This is a genomic window from Streptomyces sp. Act143 (assembly GCF_003143935.1).
In the GTDB taxonomy this organism is placed as follows: Bacteria; Actinomycetota; Actinomycetes; order Streptomycetales; family Streptomycetaceae; genus Streptomyces.
This window is the reverse complement of the sequence record NZ_QFRX01000001.1, coordinates 5,328,105-5,344,445: the sequence shown is the minus strand read 5'-3', so window position 1 is coordinate 5,344,445 and position 16,341 is coordinate 5,328,105. Positions and strand designations below refer to the sequence as shown.

Annotated in this window: 15 protein-coding genes; 11 read left to right on the top strand and 4 right to left on the bottom strand. The window is 68.6% G+C overall.

The window, feature by feature from the left end; all coding sequences use genetic code 11:
• Positions 1-28 precede the first annotated feature (28 nt).
• Both DI272_RS24185 and DI272_RS24180 read left to right on the top strand, forming a co-directional pair.
• Entirely contained in the window at positions 29-1,144 is a 1,116-nt protein-coding gene (locus DI272_RS24185) for a hypothetical protein (RefSeq protein ID WP_109497382.1), read from the top strand.
• The gene (locus DI272_RS24180) at positions 1,141-1,491 is read left to right on the top strand and encodes an ASCH domain-containing protein (RefSeq protein ID WP_109497381.1); all 351 of its coding nucleotides are present in this window, start codon (positions 1,141-1,143) and stop codon (positions 1,489-1,491) included. Before DI272_RS24185 ends, DI272_RS24180 begins: the two co-directional genes overlap by 4 nt.
• A 218-nt stretch (positions 1,492-1,709) precedes the next feature.
• On the opposite strand, the gene DI272_RS24175 is transcribed toward DI272_RS24180, so the two are convergent.
• Complete coding sequence (locus DI272_RS24175) at positions 1,710-2,579, bottom strand: alpha/beta fold hydrolase (RefSeq protein ID WP_109497380.1); 870 nt, start codon at positions 2,577-2,579, stop codon at positions 1,710-1,712.
• Positions 2,580-3,001: 422 nt separating this feature from the next.
• On the opposite strand from DI272_RS24175, the gene DI272_RS24170 reads away from it, so the two are divergent.
• The 4 genes from DI272_RS24170 to DI272_RS24155 all read left to right on the top strand — a co-directional run bounded on the left by DI272_RS24170 (position 3,002) and on the right by DI272_RS24155 (position 7,453).
• A complete protein-coding gene (locus tag DI272_RS24170; RefSeq protein WP_109497379.1) occupies positions 3,002-4,501 on the top strand; it encodes an MFS transporter in 1,500 nt (499 codons plus the stop codon).
• A gap of 136 nt (positions 4,502-4,637) precedes the next feature.
• A complete protein-coding gene (locus DI272_RS24165) occupies positions 4,638-5,207 on the top strand; it encodes a TetR/AcrR family transcriptional regulator (protein ID WP_109497378.1) in 570 nt (189 codons plus the stop codon).
• Between the two features lie 272 nt (positions 5,208-5,479).
• Positions 5,480-6,610 (top strand): 4Fe-4S binding protein, encoded by a 1,131-nt coding sequence (locus DI272_RS24160; protein WP_109497377.1) that lies wholly within the window; start codon positions 5,480-5,482, stop codon positions 6,608-6,610.
• A gap of 273 nt (positions 6,611-6,883) precedes the next feature.
• Entirely contained in the window at positions 6,884-7,453 is a 570-nt protein-coding gene (locus DI272_RS24155) for a TetR/AcrR family transcriptional regulator (protein ID WP_109497376.1), read from the top strand.
• Positions 7,454-7,478: 25 nt separating this feature from the next.
• On the opposite strand, the gene DI272_RS24150 is transcribed toward DI272_RS24155, so the two are convergent.
• Positions 7,479-8,003: a TetR/AcrR family transcriptional regulator gene (locus tag DI272_RS24150; protein WP_109497375.1), complete on the bottom strand. Its 525-nt coding sequence runs from the start codon at positions 8,001-8,003 to the stop codon at positions 7,479-7,481.
• Positions 8,004-8,094: 91 nt separating this feature from the next.
• Here DI272_RS24150 and DI272_RS24145 point away from each other — a divergent pair, with 91 nt between their 5' ends.
• Positions 8,095-8,910, top strand: a complete 816-nt coding sequence (locus DI272_RS24145; protein ID WP_219933904.1) for an oxidoreductase — start codon at positions 8,095-8,097, stop codon at positions 8,908-8,910.
• A gap of 95 nt (positions 8,911-9,005) precedes the next feature.
• Here DI272_RS24145 and DI272_RS24140 read toward each other — a convergent pair whose 3' ends face one another.
• Together DI272_RS24140 and DI272_RS24135 are read right to left on the bottom strand one after the other, a co-directional pair.
• On the bottom strand, positions 9,006-9,377 hold the full coding sequence (locus DI272_RS24140) for a DUF1330 domain-containing protein (RefSeq protein WP_109497373.1): 372 nt from the start codon (positions 9,375-9,377) through the stop codon (positions 9,006-9,008).
• A gap of 32 nt (positions 9,378-9,409) precedes the next feature.
• Positions 9,410-10,111 carry an SDR family oxidoreductase gene (locus DI272_RS24135; RefSeq protein ID WP_109497372.1) on the bottom strand — a complete coding sequence of 234 codons (702 nt, stop codon included), beginning with the start codon at positions 10,109-10,111 and terminating at the stop codon, positions 9,410-9,412.
• Positions 10,112-11,094: 983 nt separating this feature from the next.
• Between DI272_RS24135 and DI272_RS24130 the strand changes: the two genes are divergently transcribed.
• The 4 genes from DI272_RS24130 to DI272_RS24115 all read left to right on the top strand — a co-directional run bounded on the left by DI272_RS24130 (position 11,095) and on the right by DI272_RS24115 (position 15,033).
• Positions 11,095-11,838, top strand: coding sequence for an ANTAR domain-containing protein (locus tag DI272_RS24130; RefSeq protein WP_109497371.1), 744 nt, complete (start codon positions 11,095-11,097; stop codon positions 11,836-11,838).
• A complete protein-coding gene (locus DI272_RS24125; protein ID WP_109497370.1) occupies positions 11,835-12,563 on the top strand; it encodes a GAF and ANTAR domain-containing protein in 729 nt (242 codons plus the stop codon). Before DI272_RS24130 ends, DI272_RS24125 begins: the two co-directional genes overlap by 4 nt.
• 39 nt (positions 12,564-12,602) lie before the next feature.
• Positions 12,603-13,295 (top strand): GAF and ANTAR domain-containing protein, encoded by a 693-nt coding sequence (locus DI272_RS24120; RefSeq protein WP_109497369.1) that lies wholly within the window; start codon positions 12,603-12,605, stop codon positions 13,293-13,295.
• A 1,360-nt stretch (positions 13,296-14,655) separates the two neighbouring features.
• Positions 14,656-15,033: an STAS domain-containing protein gene (locus DI272_RS24115; protein ID WP_109497368.1), complete on the top strand. Its 378-nt coding sequence runs from the start codon at positions 14,656-14,658 to the stop codon at positions 15,031-15,033.
• The last annotated feature ends 1,308 nt before the right edge of the window (positions 15,034-16,341 follow it).

The following is a 16,341-nucleotide window of genomic DNA, read 5'->3' as shown; positions in this document are numbered from 1 at the left end:
GTTCCGACTCGACCGCAAGGGGACATCCGTGACGACCCGCCCCGTCTCCCCGAACACCGTCCTGGCCAACGCCCTGCTCCGCGCCGAGGACGTCCTGACCCCGCGCATCCTGGCCACCCCGCCGGCGCGGATCGTGCTCGTCGTCGGCACCCAGATCAACGGCGCCCCGCACATCGGCACCTCCCTCGTGCAGTCCCTGGCCTTCGCGATGGCCGCCCGCCTGTGCGACCGCTTCGGCATCCGCACCGAGGTCCTCTTCAGCGCCCTCGACAACGCCCCCTACCAGCTGGCCACGGACCCGGTCAGCGGCCACCACTACCAGCGCGCCTACGCCCAGGCCGTGGACGCACAGGCGCTCACCGGCCTCGTCGACGCCCTCTACCAGCCCCTGTTCACCGCCCTGTCCCGACGCCTGGGCATCCCCTACCGCATCGAGACCTACACCCAGCAACAGGCAACCGAGCACTTCCGCCACACCTGGCTGCGACTGCTCCCCCGCCTCGACGCCGCCCGCTGGTCCCCCTCCATCGGCACCCCACACCTCCGCATCCCCTGCCCCCAGCCCGGCTGCGGCTGGGCCGAGAAACACGCCGAGCGCACGCGCGTACACCTCACCGAACGCGACAGCGCCACCGTCGCCGCGGTCTGCCTGCACCACGGCCCGTACCAGGCCGCCATCACACCCACATCCGGCGCTTATCTCGACCTGGCCACCCTGTACCGCAATCTGGTCAAGGAACTCGCTCTGACCAACCCGACCGAGGGCGGCACCTTGCACGTCATGGTCAAGGGCGGCGACTGGATCTTCGGTTCCCTCCTCATCGACGAAGCCCTCCAAGCCGTCGGCCTCACCCGCGCCCAGCTCCCCGCCCGCCTGTTCTGCCCCCAGGTCGTCACCGACACCGGCGCCAAACTCTCCAAGTCCCTGATCCGCGAAGGACACGCCACCTTGCCGACCGGCGCGGCGGACTGGATGCTCGACACCCGGCAGTGGCCCGGCAGCGTCACCGAGTACGCCGACCAACTGCTGGCCCTGACCGAGACGATGCTGTCCGACCCTCGCCACTTCTTCCGCTCGTACTCCGCAGCCGAGATCGGCCGCATGATGACCGCACCAACCCCCAGGAGCGTTCCCGCCCCATGACCGACACCACCGCCCGCGTCCGCGAACTCAACCTCTACCGCCAGTACTTCGACCTCGTCGCCGCGGGCACCAAGACCATCGAGGTGCGCGTGAAGTACCCGCACCTCGCCGACCTCGCCGCCGGCGACACGATCCGTTTCCGCATCAAGGGCAGCGACGAGACCTGCGAAGTCAGGGTCATCAGGGTCACTGAGTACGCCGGCTTCGAGGCCCTGCTCGACGGCGAGGGACCGGCCGACGTCAACCCGACGGCCACACGCGACGAGCAACTGGCCAACATCCGCGCCATCTACCCACCCGAGAAGGAAGCCCTCGGCGCCCTGGCGATCGAGATCGCCCTGTTCTAGCCCCGCGTACCTACCAGCGATCATGGTGCGTCCCGTCTTCCCGCCGAGCAGATACCCACGCTTCCCGAGGGCAGTCGGCTCAGCAGAACCGGCCATGGCCCGATGCCGCCCGGCCGATAGACATCGGCGCGCAGCACGGTGCCGTCACGCATCTCCGGCGGAACGTCGAACTCGACCTGAGTTTCCGTCATGCGCCGCTTATCGGGCCGCGGTGGTGATCAGGCCGCTGCGTTCAGCAGGTCGGCCAGCACGTCGGGCCGCTCCAAGGCGATGAAGTGCCCGGCCTTCGATACCTGTGTGAACTCGGCGGCCGGCAACAGTCGGCGGTTGGCTTCCCGGTCCGAGGGGCGGGACCAGTCCTTCTCCCCGTAGACGAGGTGGATGGGAGCCTTGATCTCGGGGTAACGCGAGCGGGCTGCGATGAGGCTGGGCAGGGCCTGATACACGGCACGGGCGACGGTCGAGTAGCCGGGGCGGCTTCCCACCTGGAGGAGTTCGTCCACATAGTCCTCCCGCAGTGCACTCTTGTCGCCCAGGCCGCCCTGAAGGATCTTGGTGAGGGCGGGCCTGGGCTCCACCCCCGCGATCACCGGGCCCACTCCGGGCGCGAGGACTCCGCTGACCACCACACGGGCGAGGAGGCTCGACCGGGCGATGCCGCCGGGGAAGTCGTAGGTGTTGACCGCGACCACGCGTCGTACCCGCTCCGGGAGATCGGCCGCGGCTGTCAGGGCGAGCACCGCACCCATGGACTCCCCGACCAACGTCACGTCGTTCAGGTCGAGTTCGGTCAGCAGCCGCTCGACGCCCGCGCGCATCGCGGGTTCGTCGTACGACGCCCTCGGCACGATCTCGGAGTAGCCCATCCCCGGCAGGTCGAGGGCGTACACGGTGTAGTGGTCCGCGATCAGCGGGATGAGGTGGCGGAAGTGCTCGGCCTGCGTGCGCACGGTGTGCAGCAGGACCAGGGGGGCACCGGTGCCCGCCTTGAGGTAGCGCAGTTCTCCTTCCCGGCCGCCGCGAGGGGGGATCGTGTGGCTGGTGGTCCCCGGGATGTGAATCGTGGGACGTGACTCTTGGCTGGGCATCTCGCCGACTCCTTTGGTGTGAGCGGATCATCAAAACGGTCAGGACTCTCACCGGAGAATGAGAAACCGATCGGTTTCCACCAAAGTAAACCGATCGGTTTCCGAGCGCAAGCCCGACAGGCTACCGGCTTCCATCGGGGCGTTGCGTACCCGCGGATCCCGGGGATGGCGAACTCTCCGCCTGCCTGCCCGGCCCGATAGGCGTCGGCCATCCCGGCGACCGATCAGCCGTGTCGCGACGCGGAGCAGCCAATGACTTGTCGAGGCGGCGTCGACCTGCACGGACTCCCGACCCTGACGGGCCACACCCAGGCCAGAAGCAACCCGTTCACTTGCACACAGGAAACCGATCTGTTTCCCTAGGTGGAAACAGATCGGTTTCCGACCGGTGCCCTGCTCTCGACCAGCAGCAAAGGGAAGACATGACTACGACCTTCGACCGCGGAGCACCCACCTCCGGCACAACAGAATCGGGCCGCCGCGGCTCACATGCCGTGCGCTGGTGGGTGCTCGTCGTGCTGGGCGTGGCGCAGCTGATGGTCACGCTCGATGCGACCGTCGTGAACATCGCGCTGCCTGAAGCGCAGCACGACCTCGGTTTCAGTGACGGCAGCCGGCAGTGGGTGATCACGGGGTACGCCCTGGCGTTCGGCAGCCTGCTGCTCCTCGGGGGCCGGCTCGGTGACCTGTTCGGCCGCCGTACGACCTTCGTGACCGGTCTGATCGGTTTCGCGGCCGCCTCCGTGGTCGGCGGCGCGGCCGGCAGCTTCGAGATACTCGTCGCGGCCCGCGTGGCGCAGGGTCTGTTCGCCGCGCTGCTCGCGCCCGCGGCCCTCTCCCTGCTGAGCGTGACCTTCACGGACCCGGCGGAAAGGCCGAAGGCCTTCGGCATCTTCAGCGCGCTGTCCGGGGCGGGCGCCGCGGTCGGACTGCTGCTCGGCGGCATGCTGACCGAATGGGCGTCGTGGCGTTGGGTGATGTACGTGAACGTCGTCTTCGCGGGCGTCGCGCTGGTCGGTGCGTTGCTGTTGCTGGCCAAGCCCGCGCACTCCGAGCGCCCCAAGATCGACATTCCCGGCACCGTGGTGGTGAGCGCCGCGCTGTTCGGCATCGTCTACGGCTTCGCGCACGTCGAATCCACCAGCTGGACCGACCCGGTCGCGCTCGGCTCCATGATCAGCGGTGTGGTGCTGCTCGCGGTGTTCGCCTGGCTGGAGCTCCGGGTCGCGCATCCGCTGCTGCCGCTGCGGGTCGTGCTGGACCGGACCCGGGGTGGTTCGTTCCTGGCCGTGTTCGTGCTGGGGATGGGGATGTTCTCGATCTTCCTGTTCCTGACCTATTACCTGGAGGCCAGCATCGGTTACTCGCCGATCGAGGCCGGGCTGTCCTTCCTGCCGATGGTCGGCGGCATCGTCGCCTCGTCGACCACGGTGCCCTCGCTGCTGCTGCCCAGGGTCGGCCCGAAGGTCGTGGTAGTCGCCGGCTTCCTGGTCTCCGCGTCCGGCATGGCCCTGCTGACCCGGCTGACGCTGGACAGCGCCTACGTCGTCAACATCATGCCGGGCATGATCCTGCTGGGCCTCGGGATCGGTGCGGTGATGACCACCTCGTTCCAGGGTGCGACCTCCGGCGTCCACCACGAGGACGCGGGTGTTGCCTCGGCGCTGATCAACACGAGCCAGCAGGTGGGCGGTTCGATCAGCACGGCGCTGCTGACCACCGTCGCCTCGTCGGCCGCGACCGACTATCTGTCCTCGCACAAGCCGAGCGCGTTGACGGCAGCGCAGGCCGGGGTCGAGGGCTACACGGCGACCCTGGCGTGGGGCGCCGGGATCTTCGTGGTCGGTGCGGTGCTCACAGCGTTTCTGATGCCGAACTCGGCTCTGGCGCCGTCGGAGGGCGAGCCTGTGCTCGCTCACTGAGCCGGGGACCACGATGGGGGTGCCGACGTCCGGACGCACCCCCATCAAGGCGCCGCCCGGCTTCTCCCGCTTCCTCGCGACACCCATCGTAAACCGATCGGTTTCCAATGCATCGGAATCGAGTTAACCTCGCCATATGACCACCGAAGCAATGCCAAGCTCCCGAGAGCGACTGCTGGAGGCGGCGGCCACGCTCACCTATCAGGACGGCGTCCACATCGGCGTGGACGCGCTCTGCAAGGCGGCGGGAGTGTCCAAGCGCTCCATGTACAAGCTGTTCGAGAGCAAGGACGAACTGCTGGCGGCGAGCCTGGAGGAACGCGCCTCCGCCTACGTGACGGCACTCCTTCCCACGGCGGACGACAACCGTCCACCCCGCGAGCGGATCCTGCACGTCTTCGAACAGGCGGAGGCGCAGGCGGGCGCACCCGACTTCCAGGGCTGCCGGTACCTCGTCGTGCAGATCGAGCTCAAGGACCCGAGCCACCCCGCGAGCCAGGTGGCCCGTCGGGTCAAGGAGAACCTGACGGCCTTCTTCCGCGCCGAGGCGGAACAGGGCGGGGCGAGCGACCCGGGCCTGCTGGCCCGACAGCTCATCCTGGTCTTCGACGGCGCGAGCGCCCGCGCGGGGATCAAGGCCGACACGCAGGGCGGGCTCGTCGCCCCCACCGTGGCCGCCCTGCTCGATGCGGCGCACATGCACTGACGCATCGCGTTTCACGAACAACCGCGGCGACCGACGCACCCGGCGAGTCACAGCCGACCCCCGGCGACCCGAGAAAATCCGCCGGCGTCACCAACCACCGCGAGGGTCGCGACCTCATCACCAAAAGCCCCAGCCGCAGGCGCACCGCCTCACAGGCATCCAGCAGCCCGCCGCTGGGACTTGCGCACGGAAACCGATCGGTTTACGGTGGTGAAACTGATCGGTTTCTCGCCGTGCAGGCGAGTCTCGCACCCGAGTCCTCAGGAGTACGGATGACTGCCGCGCGTGACGCCGACGAGCGGACGACAGCGCCGCCCCCCAGGCTTCCGGCGAAGCTGGCCGCCCACCCGTCGGTACGGGCCGTACTCGCTCGGCGCGGGGTCGATGCCGCGGACAGCCCGCCCGCGGTGATCGACGCGGCCTGGCTGCGCGAGCTCTGCCTGGCGGCCGGGGCTGACGACGTCGCCGCCGTCAGCCTCGACCACCCGGACCTGGCCGGTGAGCGCGAGCACGCGCTGTCCGCGTTGCCCGGCACCCGCAGCCTGATCGCAATGGCCGTCCGGATGAACCGCGACAACTGCCGCTCCCCCGCCCGCAGCGTGGCCAACCAGGAGTTCCACCAGACCGACGAACAGGCCAACCACGCCGCCCGCAGCGTCACCCAGGCACTCCAGGACGCCGGATACCGCGCACTCAATCCCTCCGTCGGCTTCCCCCAGGAGATGGACCGCTTCCCCAGCGAACGGATCTGGGTGGTGGCGCACAAGACGGTCGCGGTGGCCGCCGGACTCGGCGTGATGGGCCTGCACCGCAACGTCATCCACCCGAAGTTCGGCAGCTTCGTCCTGCTGGTCACCGTCCTGGTGGACGCGGAGGTGAGCGAGTACGGGCAGCCGCTGGACTACAACCCCTGCATCGACTGCAAGTTGTGCGTCGCCGCCTGCCCGGTCGGCGCCATCGCCAAGGACGGCTCCTTCGACGCCCTGGCCTGCACCACGCACAACTACCGCGAGTTCATGAGCGGGTTCACCGACTGGGCGCAGACCGTGGCCGACAGCGAGGACGCCGCAGACTACCGCTCCCGGGTCAGCGACTCCGAGAACGCCTCCATGTGGCAGAGCCTGTCCTCTCCGCCCGGCTACAAGTCCGGCTACTGCCTCGCCGTCTGCCCGGCCGGCGAGGACGTCCTGGGACCGTACCTGGACGACCGCAAGAGCTTCATGGACACGGTGCTGCGGCCGCTCCAGGACAAGAAGGAGACCCTGTACGTCCTGCCGGGCTCCCACGCGCAGGAGTACGCCCGGCGCCGCTTCCCGCACAAACCCGTCAAGGAAGTCACCGGTGGCTGGCATCCCCCGGCGAAACGCGGCGCGTCCACCGGCCGAGAGACACATACGTCATGAGCGACAGTCACCCCTTCTACGACCGCAAGAGACTGCACCACATCCCAGCGGAGACAAAGCCGGAGAAGACCGCCGTACCGGCATAACGGCAGGTTTCCCAAGACGGGCCACTACTCGGAGCGGCCCCGGTGTGCGTCGCCCACGGGGACGGCAGGCGCGCACACCATCACGGCTCGGCGACGGCCCTTCCCCCTGGCCGTCGCCGAGCTTCTTCCGAGGACCTTCGGAAACCGATCGGTTTTCATTTCGTCCACTCCGGGTTAACCTCACGGCATGACCACCGAAATGAAACTGAGCCCCAGGGAGCGCCTACTGGAGGCGGCGGCCACGCTCACCTACCGAGACGGCGTCAGCATCGGCGTAGAGGCGCTGTGCAAGGCGGCGGGGGTGTCGAAGCGCTCCATGTACCAACTGTTCGACAGCAAGGACGAACTCCTGGCAGCAAGCCTGAATGAGCGCACCTCCGCCTACGCGGCGACTCTCCTGCCCGCCACAGACGACGGCCGGTCACCCCGCGAGCGGATCCTGCATGTCTTCGAGCAGGTGGAATCGCAGGCAGGGGCGCCCGAGTTCCGGGGCTGCCGGTATCTGGCCGTGCAGGTCGAGCTCAAGGACCAGAGCCATCCGGCGAGCCGCGTGGCCCACCAGGTCAAGGCGAACCTGACGGCCTTCTTCCGCGTTGAGGCCGAGCAGGGCGGGGCGGGCGATCCAGATCTGCTGGCCCGGCAGCTGATCCTGGTCTTCGACGGCGCAAGCGCCCGCGCGGGGATTCAGGCCGACAACCTGACCGGGCTCGTCGCACCCACGGTCACCACGCTGCTCGACGCGGCGGGCGTGCGCTGACGCACCACCGTCCAGGGCTCTTCACTCACCGCCCGGCAGCCGAGGGCAGCCCGATGACCGCAAGCGTGTTGCCGAGCATGCCGCAGGCGAAGAAGCTTGCGGTCTTGTCGGCATCGGCGCCCAGCGACTGGTGCACGGTGTCCCAGATCTTCATCCAGCCGGCCCGGACGACCTGACCGATCAGGTCGTCGCCACGGGCCTCGGCGGCCGCCACGGTGGCGTATCCCTGCATCTGCATCAGGAGCGTTTCGGGGCGCGTCGAGATCAGCTGCGCATAGGCGTCCGCCATCGCCTGCCGAGCTCGCTCACTTCCCTCCGCCCCGTCGGCCGCCCTCTCGAAAGCCAGGCGAGTGTCTTCCGCGCTTCGCACCAGAGCGGCGACGAAGATCGCCTTCTTGTCCGGGAAAAGCCGGAAGAGATAGGGCTGCGTGACGCCGACGCGTTCGGCGATCGCCGCGGTGGTGGTGCCGCGATACCCGGCGCGCGCGAACTCGGCGATCGCCGCACGAATGACGTCTTCACGTCGCCCCTGCGCACTGATCCCGCCCATGGCTCCATCTCCTGCTTGACCTTGCACACGGAAACCGATCGGTTTACTGTAGCGGAAAACGATCGGTTTCGAGTGAATGCAGGAGTCCATGATGACGACAGGTCGGCCGGTGGCCCTCGTGACGGGCGCCTCCTCCGGTATCGGGAAGGAAACCGCGCTCGCCCTCGTCGCAGCCGGATTCAACGTGGTCGGCACAAGCCGTGACGCCTCACGCGTCACCCCGCTCGACGGCGTGACGTTCCTCGGACTCGACGTCGCCAGTGACGCCTCGGTCACCGCCTTGGTCCAGGAGGTCACCGAGCGGTTCGGGCGGATCGACGTCCTGGTCAACAACGCCGGCGTCGGCTCGGTGGGAGCAGCGGAGGAAACCTCCGTCGAACAAGCTCAGTCCCTCTTCGACACCAACGTCTTCGGGGTCATGCGCATGGTGAACGAGGTCCTGCCGCACATGCGCCCCCAGCGACGCGGGCGCATCATCAACATCTCGTCCGTGCTCGGGTTCCTGCCCCAGCCCTACATGGCCGCCTACGCCGCCTCCAAGCACGCGATCGAGGGCTACACCGAGTCCCTGGACCACGAGATCCGTGACCACGGCGTCCGGGCTCTCATCGTCGAGCCCGCCTACACAAGGACGGGGTTCGAGGCCAACAGCGCGAAGCCCGACACGCCCCTGCACGCGTACGCGAAGCAGCGGCAGACCGTCGACCGCGTGATGGCGGAAACGGTCAGGAGCGGCGACGCCCCCGCCGTCGTCGCCAGGGCGATCGTGGCGGCCGCGACCGACCCGAAGCCGAGGCCGCGCTACACCGCCGGCCCCCTGGCCGGACGCGCACGCGTACTGCGCCGCCTCGCTCCCGCCACGGTCTTCGACAAGCAGATCCGCAAGATGAACCAGCTGGCCGGCTGACGCCGTCGGCACCGGGCCGCCGGCCCACCCCCCTGCGCTCCGGGATGCGAAAGGGCCCACCGACTCCGCCGGTGGGCCCTCACAAAGGATCGAGGCTAAGGCTTGAGCACCGCCAGGACATCATCGAGCGAAACGCCTGTGGGGTCACTCATGTCGGAACCATCGAACGTCTGCCAGATGTAGGACGCCGTCCCGCTCTCCCGCAGCGGATGCAGGTCGGCCAGTTCCGGATCGTCCCGGAAGCGGTTGAACGCCTCCTCGGACTCCCATTCAACGAGGAACAGCACCTGCCGTGGCGTGAGGCCACCGGCCACGTTGTCCCGGAAGCGGCCGAACGCCACCATTCGACCACCGTACTGCGGGGCCGCTTCGGGCAAGCGGCTGAAATACGCAAGGTATTTCTCCAGGTCAACCACGTCGAACATGTTCAGGGCGTAGAACTTCTTCGTCTCTGAACTCGCACTCATCGCAATGCCCTTTCCGGTCTCAGAAAACCTGCCTACTCGGCGAGTTGGGGGTACAGCCCCGCCAGGTCGCCGGCCAGGCCCGCCTTGACCTGTCGGGAGATGTCGTCGGCGAGCACCTCGTACGCGCCGGCCTCGATGCCGTCGAGGGCGAGGGAGGCGACGTCGCGCGGGTCGGACTTGGGGGCGTCGATGCCGGACGTGAGGTCTGTGTCGACGTAGCCGACGTGGAGGCCGGTGACGGCGATGCCGCGCGGCTGGAGCTCCAGACGCAGGGAGTTGGTCTGCGACCACAGGGCGGCCTTGGAGGCGCTGTAGGAGCCGCCGAGCGCGAGCCAGGACAGCACGGAGTGCACGTTGAGGATGTGGCCGCCGCCGTTGGCCTCGATGACCGGCGCGAAGGCGCGGGCGACCAGGAGCGGGCCGTAGAAGTTGGTCTCGAACTCCCGGCGTATGTCGTCGACCGGGGAGTCGAGGAAGGACGCGCCGACCGAGGCACCGGCATTGTTGATCAGCACGGTCACGTCCTGCGCCTGTGCGGCGGCGGCCGCGACCGAGGCGGGGTCGGTGACCTCCAGGGCCACGGGGACGGCGTCGGGGTGCGTCACGCTGCGCGGGTCGCGGGCCGTGGCGTAGACCTTGCGGGCGCCGCGCGCGTACAGGTCCTCCACCAGCGCCTTGCCGATGCCCCGGCTGCCGCCGGTGACAAAAACGTTCGCGCCCTTCACAACGGTCATGACTCTCTCCAGGAGAACGAGAAACCGATCGGTTTCTAGAGACTGTAAACCGATCGGTTTCCTGGTGCAAGCTCAAGCGCGGTCGATCCCCTGCGACAGCAGGGGAGCTCGGGCCGGGGGCTGCCATGGAGTGCCCTGGGGCCTGTTCGGCGGAACAGAAACGAAGCTGCGCGACGGTCGGTGATCCAGAGCGCCACCTCACGGGTGAGGGCAGGCGACACCCCAGGAAGGGCCAGCCATCCATGTGCACACGCGATGACTCCGCACAGTCGGCCCGAGTACGTATGCGCAGGTCAGATGCTCTGCGCCGCTTCAAGCGCCGTCGCTGCCCAAGCTGAGAGCGCGAGTTCGATTCTCGTCACCCGCTCCAACTCGAACCCCCAGGTCGTGCGCCCGGGGGTTGTTTGTTGTCTGGTCCAGCTCGCGGGCGGCGACCATGAGGACGAGGCCGATGAGCACGGCGGATGGCGCGGGGTGCGGCTGCCGACCATCACACGAATCACTCGCACACCGCAATCGATTGGTTACCCATCATCACCGCGCGGCGCGGCTCGCAACACCGTACGGAAGCGAGGAAAGGGGGCAGCGCCGTCCGGGGGCGCTTCTTCCATCGTTCCCTCACCAGCAGTGATCGCATTCCGTCGGGGCTTTCGCAGCGGTCCTCTCGTACACAGCTGCGCCGTGCGCGATCGCCCCCTGCGAGGCGGCGGGGGTTGCTGCTGCTCGGGCTGCTGGCCGGGCTGTTCGCCATGCACGCCCTCGCTCCTGCCGGAGCGGTCGCAGCAGTCGGCCATGCTTCCCATCACTCCGCTCGCGCCTCTCTGCGCGACTGCAAGTCTGGGGCTCCGCGTCCGCAGCCTGTTGTCTGCAGGTCGGCAGGGGTTCCCACTGCTGTTTTCTCGTCGTTGTCGCAGAGCGCTGGGCGGGCACTCGACTAAACTGGTCGAACCCTTATACGTCTGGGCGGGCAGGAGGTAAGAGCCGTGGCCTCCAAAGGCGACTTGGCCGTCGTCCTGGGGTATCTGCGTTCCGCGACTGTTGAGGGGGGCTTCGCCGATGCCGACGCGGCAGCGTGCGCGCGCGCTCTCGGCGCCGACGGGGTCGCGGTGTCGATGGCGGGGGAGGGCGGGCTGTGGGAGTTGGTGTGGTCCTCTCCCGGCGTCAGCGCGCAACTGGAGGACTTGCAGTTCACGCTGGGCCACGGGCCAGGACTGGAGGCGGCTGAATCATGTGTGGCTGTGCTGGAGCCCGACCTGGCACGGGTTCCGGGTGAGCGGTGGCCGGCGCTGCTGCCCGAGGTCATGGCGCTCGGTGTCGAAGCGGTTTTCTGCTTCCCGTTGCTTCTGGGGGGCGCTTGCCTGGGCACTCTGACACTGCAGCGTTCGTCCCCTGGCCCGCTGGAGGACGCGCGTCTGATGGACGCCTGGATCATCGCGGACGCACTGACCGCGGTGATCGCGGAGAACGCGGAGCGCTGGGATGCCTCCGTCGATCTGGAACAAGATACGGGCCTGTACCGGGCGAGGGTGCACCAGGCTGTCGGGATGATCAGCGTGCAGGCAGGGGTGAGCCTGGCACAGGCACTGTTGCGGTTGCGGGCCTATGCCTTTCGGCACAGTCGGCCAGTAATGGAGGTCGCCGAGGACGTGGTGGGCCGACGGGTGCAGTTTCGCAACGAGCTGGATCGGCCAGGCACGCCGACCGGTGAAGGGACTGAAGGAACATGACTCGCGAGGAGCGGCTGCTTGGGGCCGTCATCGACGCCGTCGATACGCTGGTCGACGACTTCGACCTGATCGATTTTCTGCACACATTGTGTGCTCGCTGCACCGAGCTGCTGGACGTGTCGGCGGTGGGGGTCATGCTTGCCGATCCGAGCGGCGAGCTACAGGTCATCGCGGCCTCGGACGAACACACGCGGTTGCTGGAACTCTTCGCGTTCCAGCACTCCGAGGGGCCCTGCGTGGAGAGCCACCGGGACGGCCTGGTACGGCTCAACATCGACCTCGGCTCACCTGTCGAGACTGCCGCCTTCGCGCGCTTCGCCGAGCTCGCCCGCGAGGCCGGGTTCGCCGTGACGCACGCACTGCCGATGCATCTGCGGGACAACGTGATCGGGGCTCTGAATCTCTTCGACACGCGCAAGCAGGACCTCACCGTCGCCGACGCACGGGTGGCACAGGCCCTGGCGAGTGTGGCGACCATCGCCATTCTGCAGCAGCGCACCATCATGTACGGCAATCAGGAGCGTGCTCAGTTGCGGGCCGCGCTGTCGAGCCGCATCGTCATCGAGCAGACCAAGGGCATCCTTGCCGAACGCTGGCACGTGGACGTCGACGACGCGTTCGACGCCCTGCGTCGATACGCCCGCTCCCGCCAGCTGGGGCTCACCGGGCTCTGCAGGCAGATCATCGCCGGAGAAGTCGACACAGACGAGTTTCCTCGCCCTTGACCACGTCGTCTTCTTCCACGCTGTCCCCTACTGATTGGGATGATCATGCACGACGACGACCGCACCGCCGCCTGGAGGCGCGTCGCTGCCGCGGGTGATGAGCTTTCGCTCGCCGTGGCCTGCCAGGCGTGCGCCACGGACCTGGACGCGGACTGTCTCGGCGTGTCCCTGATCGTCGCCGGGGAGGTACGTCTGCTGGGCTGTGCCACGGACGAGCGCGCCGAACGCATGGAAGATGCCCAGCTGGTGGCGGGCGAGGGCCCCTGCACTGACGCCTACCGCTACCGCGGACTCGTCGAGGAAGCGGACCTCTACAGAGCTTTCGACCGGTGGCCGGCCTTCACGCAGGCCGCTGCCGAACAGAACATACGCAGCGTGATGGCCTTTCCCCTCGTCCTCGGCACTCTGGCCATCGGCGTGGCGGATGTCTACCGCACAGAGCCCGGCCTGCTCACTGCTCGTGAGAGAAACCGGGCACGCGCCTACGCCCGGATCCTGGCGGTCCTCGCCCTCGATGAGCACCCGCACCTGGCGACCAGTGCCCCCCGCTCGCCCCGTCCCGGCCCTCAGGGCTACCCACCCAGCATCCACATGGCCGCAGGCGTCCTCGCAGAGGTGGACAACCTCGTCCCGGAAGATGCTCTGGCCCGGCTTCGAGCCCATGCCTTCGCCCACAACGTGCCCCTGGTGCAGACGGCTGATCACGTTCTCACCCACCGCACTCTCGACTGACCGCTGAACGAATCCGCCACGGCTGAGGGCAATCCCGCGCATGCTTGCGCTGCGCGCGGCACGAGGACGACCCACCTTCGGCCGAGAAGCCTTCGACGTCCGCCTGACCTTGCAAAAACGTCCGGTTCGCAGGCTTGTGCCGTGCGCCGGGGAGCCTAGGCTGTCAGTTGTCGAAGCCCCTGCCGTGCTTGTGCGCGTGCCGTTGCGGGCTTGCGGCAGGCCCCCGGCCCCCGGGTCTCGATGAGGACCACATCCGAAGGTGGCCCGGGCCGCCGTGCGCCGACTCACAGCGGCCCGGCCCTGCCCTCCGTCCTCGCGGTCTTCCAGCCCCGGCACTCCCGCGCGCCCGGGCCCGCTGGGACGGCACTGCGCGGGGACAGCGCGGCAAAGATTGGGGAGCGACCGCGCTGTCCCCGCGCTCGCGGCGGTCGTGCGTGACCGTTCCTTACGGCAGCCGCGGACCATGCCCTTTGGCCCTTCCCTGGAACGTACTACCAGGGCCCCTGAACGACCTAGACCCGCTGGGCTGTTCACGGGTACTTGGCGGTCGGCCGCCGTGTAGACGCCCGGGCGGGTGCCGGGGGGCGACTCGAAAAACCTATCAAAGCCGCATCACTGGAGTTTGACGGCTAATGCCGCACCAAGGAATCTTGCCTCCTGGTCGCCGTGGCTGAGGCCGTCGTATCGCCCCGTCCCTGCGCCACCGCCACGCCACCACCGTGCGCGTCGCCGCCGTAGAGCTGCTCGGCGTACCGGATCGGGTGGTACCGGAACTGCTGGTGGGCGCAGAAAGGTGGTTGTGCCCGGCCGTCGCCCCCCCTTCCCGTCGGCCGGGCACCGGATTCCCCGCCCGCCACGCGGGATGATCGCGAGCGGGGATGGTTCAGCCGGCCTCAACCGCCCATTGGCTGTCGTGCAGCGGCGGGAAGTGGAGAGGAGATCTGCCTCATCGGTGGCCTCCCGGCTGACGTCTTGCGCGGTGGAGAGAGGTCCTCGGGAGACGGGGCCAGTTCAACGCCTCCGCGACTGCACTCATGCTGCGTCGGCCGGGGTCCGGGGCTCGGTCAGAGAGTCTACGGCGGGTCACTCGCCCTGACGAGGGCCGCTCTTCCCCGGACTGCGGGCGGGTCGGCCCAATGACGTGCACATACATCGATTCGCTGGGGCGCGAGTGTAAAGGAAATACGTTAAAAACAGTCCGTTTTAGGGAATCGAACTCGAAGAATCATTCCTTCTTTCCGCAGGTGACCGGTCCAGTTCTAGGCTGGCCGCCTGCCGTCACCCCAGTCCCCGGTGACCCGTACCAATCGCTGCTCTCCGGAGGGAACACCGGAGAGTCCGGTTCATCAGGGGGGCCGCCATGCGGTGGGCTGACGCATGGCCCGTCGGGCACATCCGGGTTCACGAGGTCCATGGGCTGATCGTGATCGAATTCCATGGTGAGATCGATATCGCCGCCGCTCCGTCGATCGGGCCCGAGTTGGACGCCGCCACCGCGGTGGCGGGGCGGACGGTGGTGGTCGACCTCACCCCCACGGAGTTCTTCGACTGCTATGCGCTGAGGCTGCTGCACCGAGCCACGCGACGGGTGAGGGAGCGGGGTGGACGACTGCTGCTGGTCTGCCCGCACCCGCTGATCCTGAAGATCCTGCGCGTTTCGGGCCTGAGCAGGCAACTCACCATGATTCCGGGGCTGGAGGACGGCATCGCCTCCGGCCCTGGGGACGTCTCCGACTGAGCCGGCCCGGTCCGAGCTCGACGGTGCTTCACCGCTCGGGGATGGGCCTCGAGTCGCCTGCCGCTCGGTCGCCGTGCGGTGACTGCCCGGAGTCCGAGACCGCGTCCGGCCGGGACGACGGTTGCCGCCAGGGCAGGGCGTGCATGCCCGGAACATTTCCAACGCCGCCGACACCTGGATCGGCGGTGTGCCGCGGGTCGGCCAGGGTTGCCTTTGCTCCAGGGCGGACAGCGCGGCGCGGAGGAGGGCCGAGATGCGGTTCGGCGGGCGGGTCGATCTTCTGCCGGACCGCGATCAGCAGCCAGCCGGAGTGGCCGTGGGGCATCACCGGCGATGGGCCCCGATCGGCGTTGACTGCCAGGGCCGCCAGGTGCCGTGACGCGGTCAGAGAGTATCGGCGGGACAGGAGTGCCGCCCTGGGCGGAGAGAAAGCGCTCCACGTCAACGCGCCACGACGCAGGATCATGAGGCTGAGGGGCCGTACGGCCCCTCAGCGCGGTCCGCTTGTCCTCTCCCGTGTGCCTCCGTGTCGTCCCTAGCGTTGATCTGGCCCCGAGGGCAGCCACCTGGCGGGGCGCGCAGGGGAGGAGATGCCCGTGGAAGGCGCCCTGACGGTTACCGCGGATGGCGGAACCAGCCTCCGGTCCGTCGTTGCCGGTCATCTGGACTCGCCAGCAACCGTGGCGCCCTGCCGCTGCAACGTGTTCGATGTCCTCGCCCGGCATTTCCTGATCGTCGCCTTGGCCCGGGCGGCCCGTCTGTTCGGCCGACGCCGCCACGGTCACTCGGCCTTCGGTACGGCCACGATCACCATCGCGCGGGTCGGCTGCACGGCCCGCGCGGTGCCCCGGGCTTCGCACGCGCTGCCCTGCAAGGCCCTCACCGGAGCGACGAGCCGTTCCCGCCAGCCGTGTCGCGCAGCACCGGTACCGCCGGTGCCCGGTTCGCGGAAACTGGCCACCCGCGTGGATCTCGGGGGCGCTCAGCTCCCCCGCCCCGCGATGCCGGGGTCACGCATGTGGCAAGGAGTCGTAAGCCCTGGCATTCCCGCCGTGAGGTCAGTCGGACGGATGGGCACGGACCAGAAGGGGAAACCATGATTCCTCTTCCTGACGTGGCGCCCGTCCGTACACCGACTTGGTCACGCCGGGCGGGCACGGCTCGCCGTTCTACGACCGTGTCGCTCCCTTGCTCGCCACGGGCGGAATCGATACGAGTCACGGCCCGGCGCAGAACGTGGCCTTCCGTTCGGCCGGGGCCTTGCACGCGCTATCGTCCCGTTCGTGCGACGGACATACAGCCCCGATG

Coding starts and splice junctions, on each gene's coding strand:
- DI272_RS24165 (WP_109497378.1), top strand. CDS start 4,638: ATGACCACCGAAGCAATGCCAAGCTCCCGAGAGCGACTGCTGGAGGCG.
- DI272_RS24170 (WP_109497379.1), top strand. CDS start 3,002: ATGACTACGACCTTCGACCGCGGAGCACCCACCTCCGGCACAACAGAA.
- DI272_RS24180 (WP_109497381.1), top strand. CDS start 1,141: ATGACCGACACCACCGCCCGCGTCCGCGAACTCAACCTCTACCGCCAG.
- DI272_RS24160 (WP_109497377.1), top strand. CDS start 5,480: ATGACTGCCGCGCGTGACGCCGACGAGCGGACGACAGCGCCGCCCCCC.
- DI272_RS24120 (WP_109497369.1), top strand. CDS start 12,603: ATGATCATGCACGACGACGACCGCACCGCCGCCTGGAGGCGCGTCGCT.
- DI272_RS24115 (WP_109497368.1), top strand. CDS start 14,656: ATGCGGTGGGCTGACGCATGGCCCGTCGGGCACATCCGGGTTCACGAG.
- DI272_RS24155 (WP_109497376.1), top strand. CDS start 6,884: ATGACCACCGAAATGAAACTGAGCCCCAGGGAGCGCCTACTGGAGGCG.
- DI272_RS24150 (WP_109497375.1), bottom strand. CDS start 8,003: ATGGGCGGGATCAGTGCGCAGGGGCGACGTGAAGACGTCATTCGTGCG.
- DI272_RS24125 (WP_109497370.1), top strand. CDS start 11,835: ATGACTCGCGAGGAGCGGCTGCTTGGGGCCGTCATCGACGCCGTCGAT.
- DI272_RS24135 (WP_109497372.1), bottom strand. CDS start 10,111: ATGACCGTTGTGAAGGGCGCGAACGTTTTTGTCACCGGCGGCAGCCGG.
- DI272_RS24140 (WP_109497373.1), bottom strand. CDS start 9,377: ATGAGTGCGAGTTCAGAGACGAAGAAGTTCTACGCCCTGAACATGTTC.
- DI272_RS24175 (WP_109497380.1), bottom strand. CDS start 2,579: ATGCCCAGCCAAGAGTCACGTCCCACGATTCACATCCCGGGGACCACC.
- DI272_RS24145 (WP_219933904.1), top strand. CDS start 8,095: ATGACGACAGGTCGGCCGGTGGCCCTCGTGACGGGCGCCTCCTCCGGT.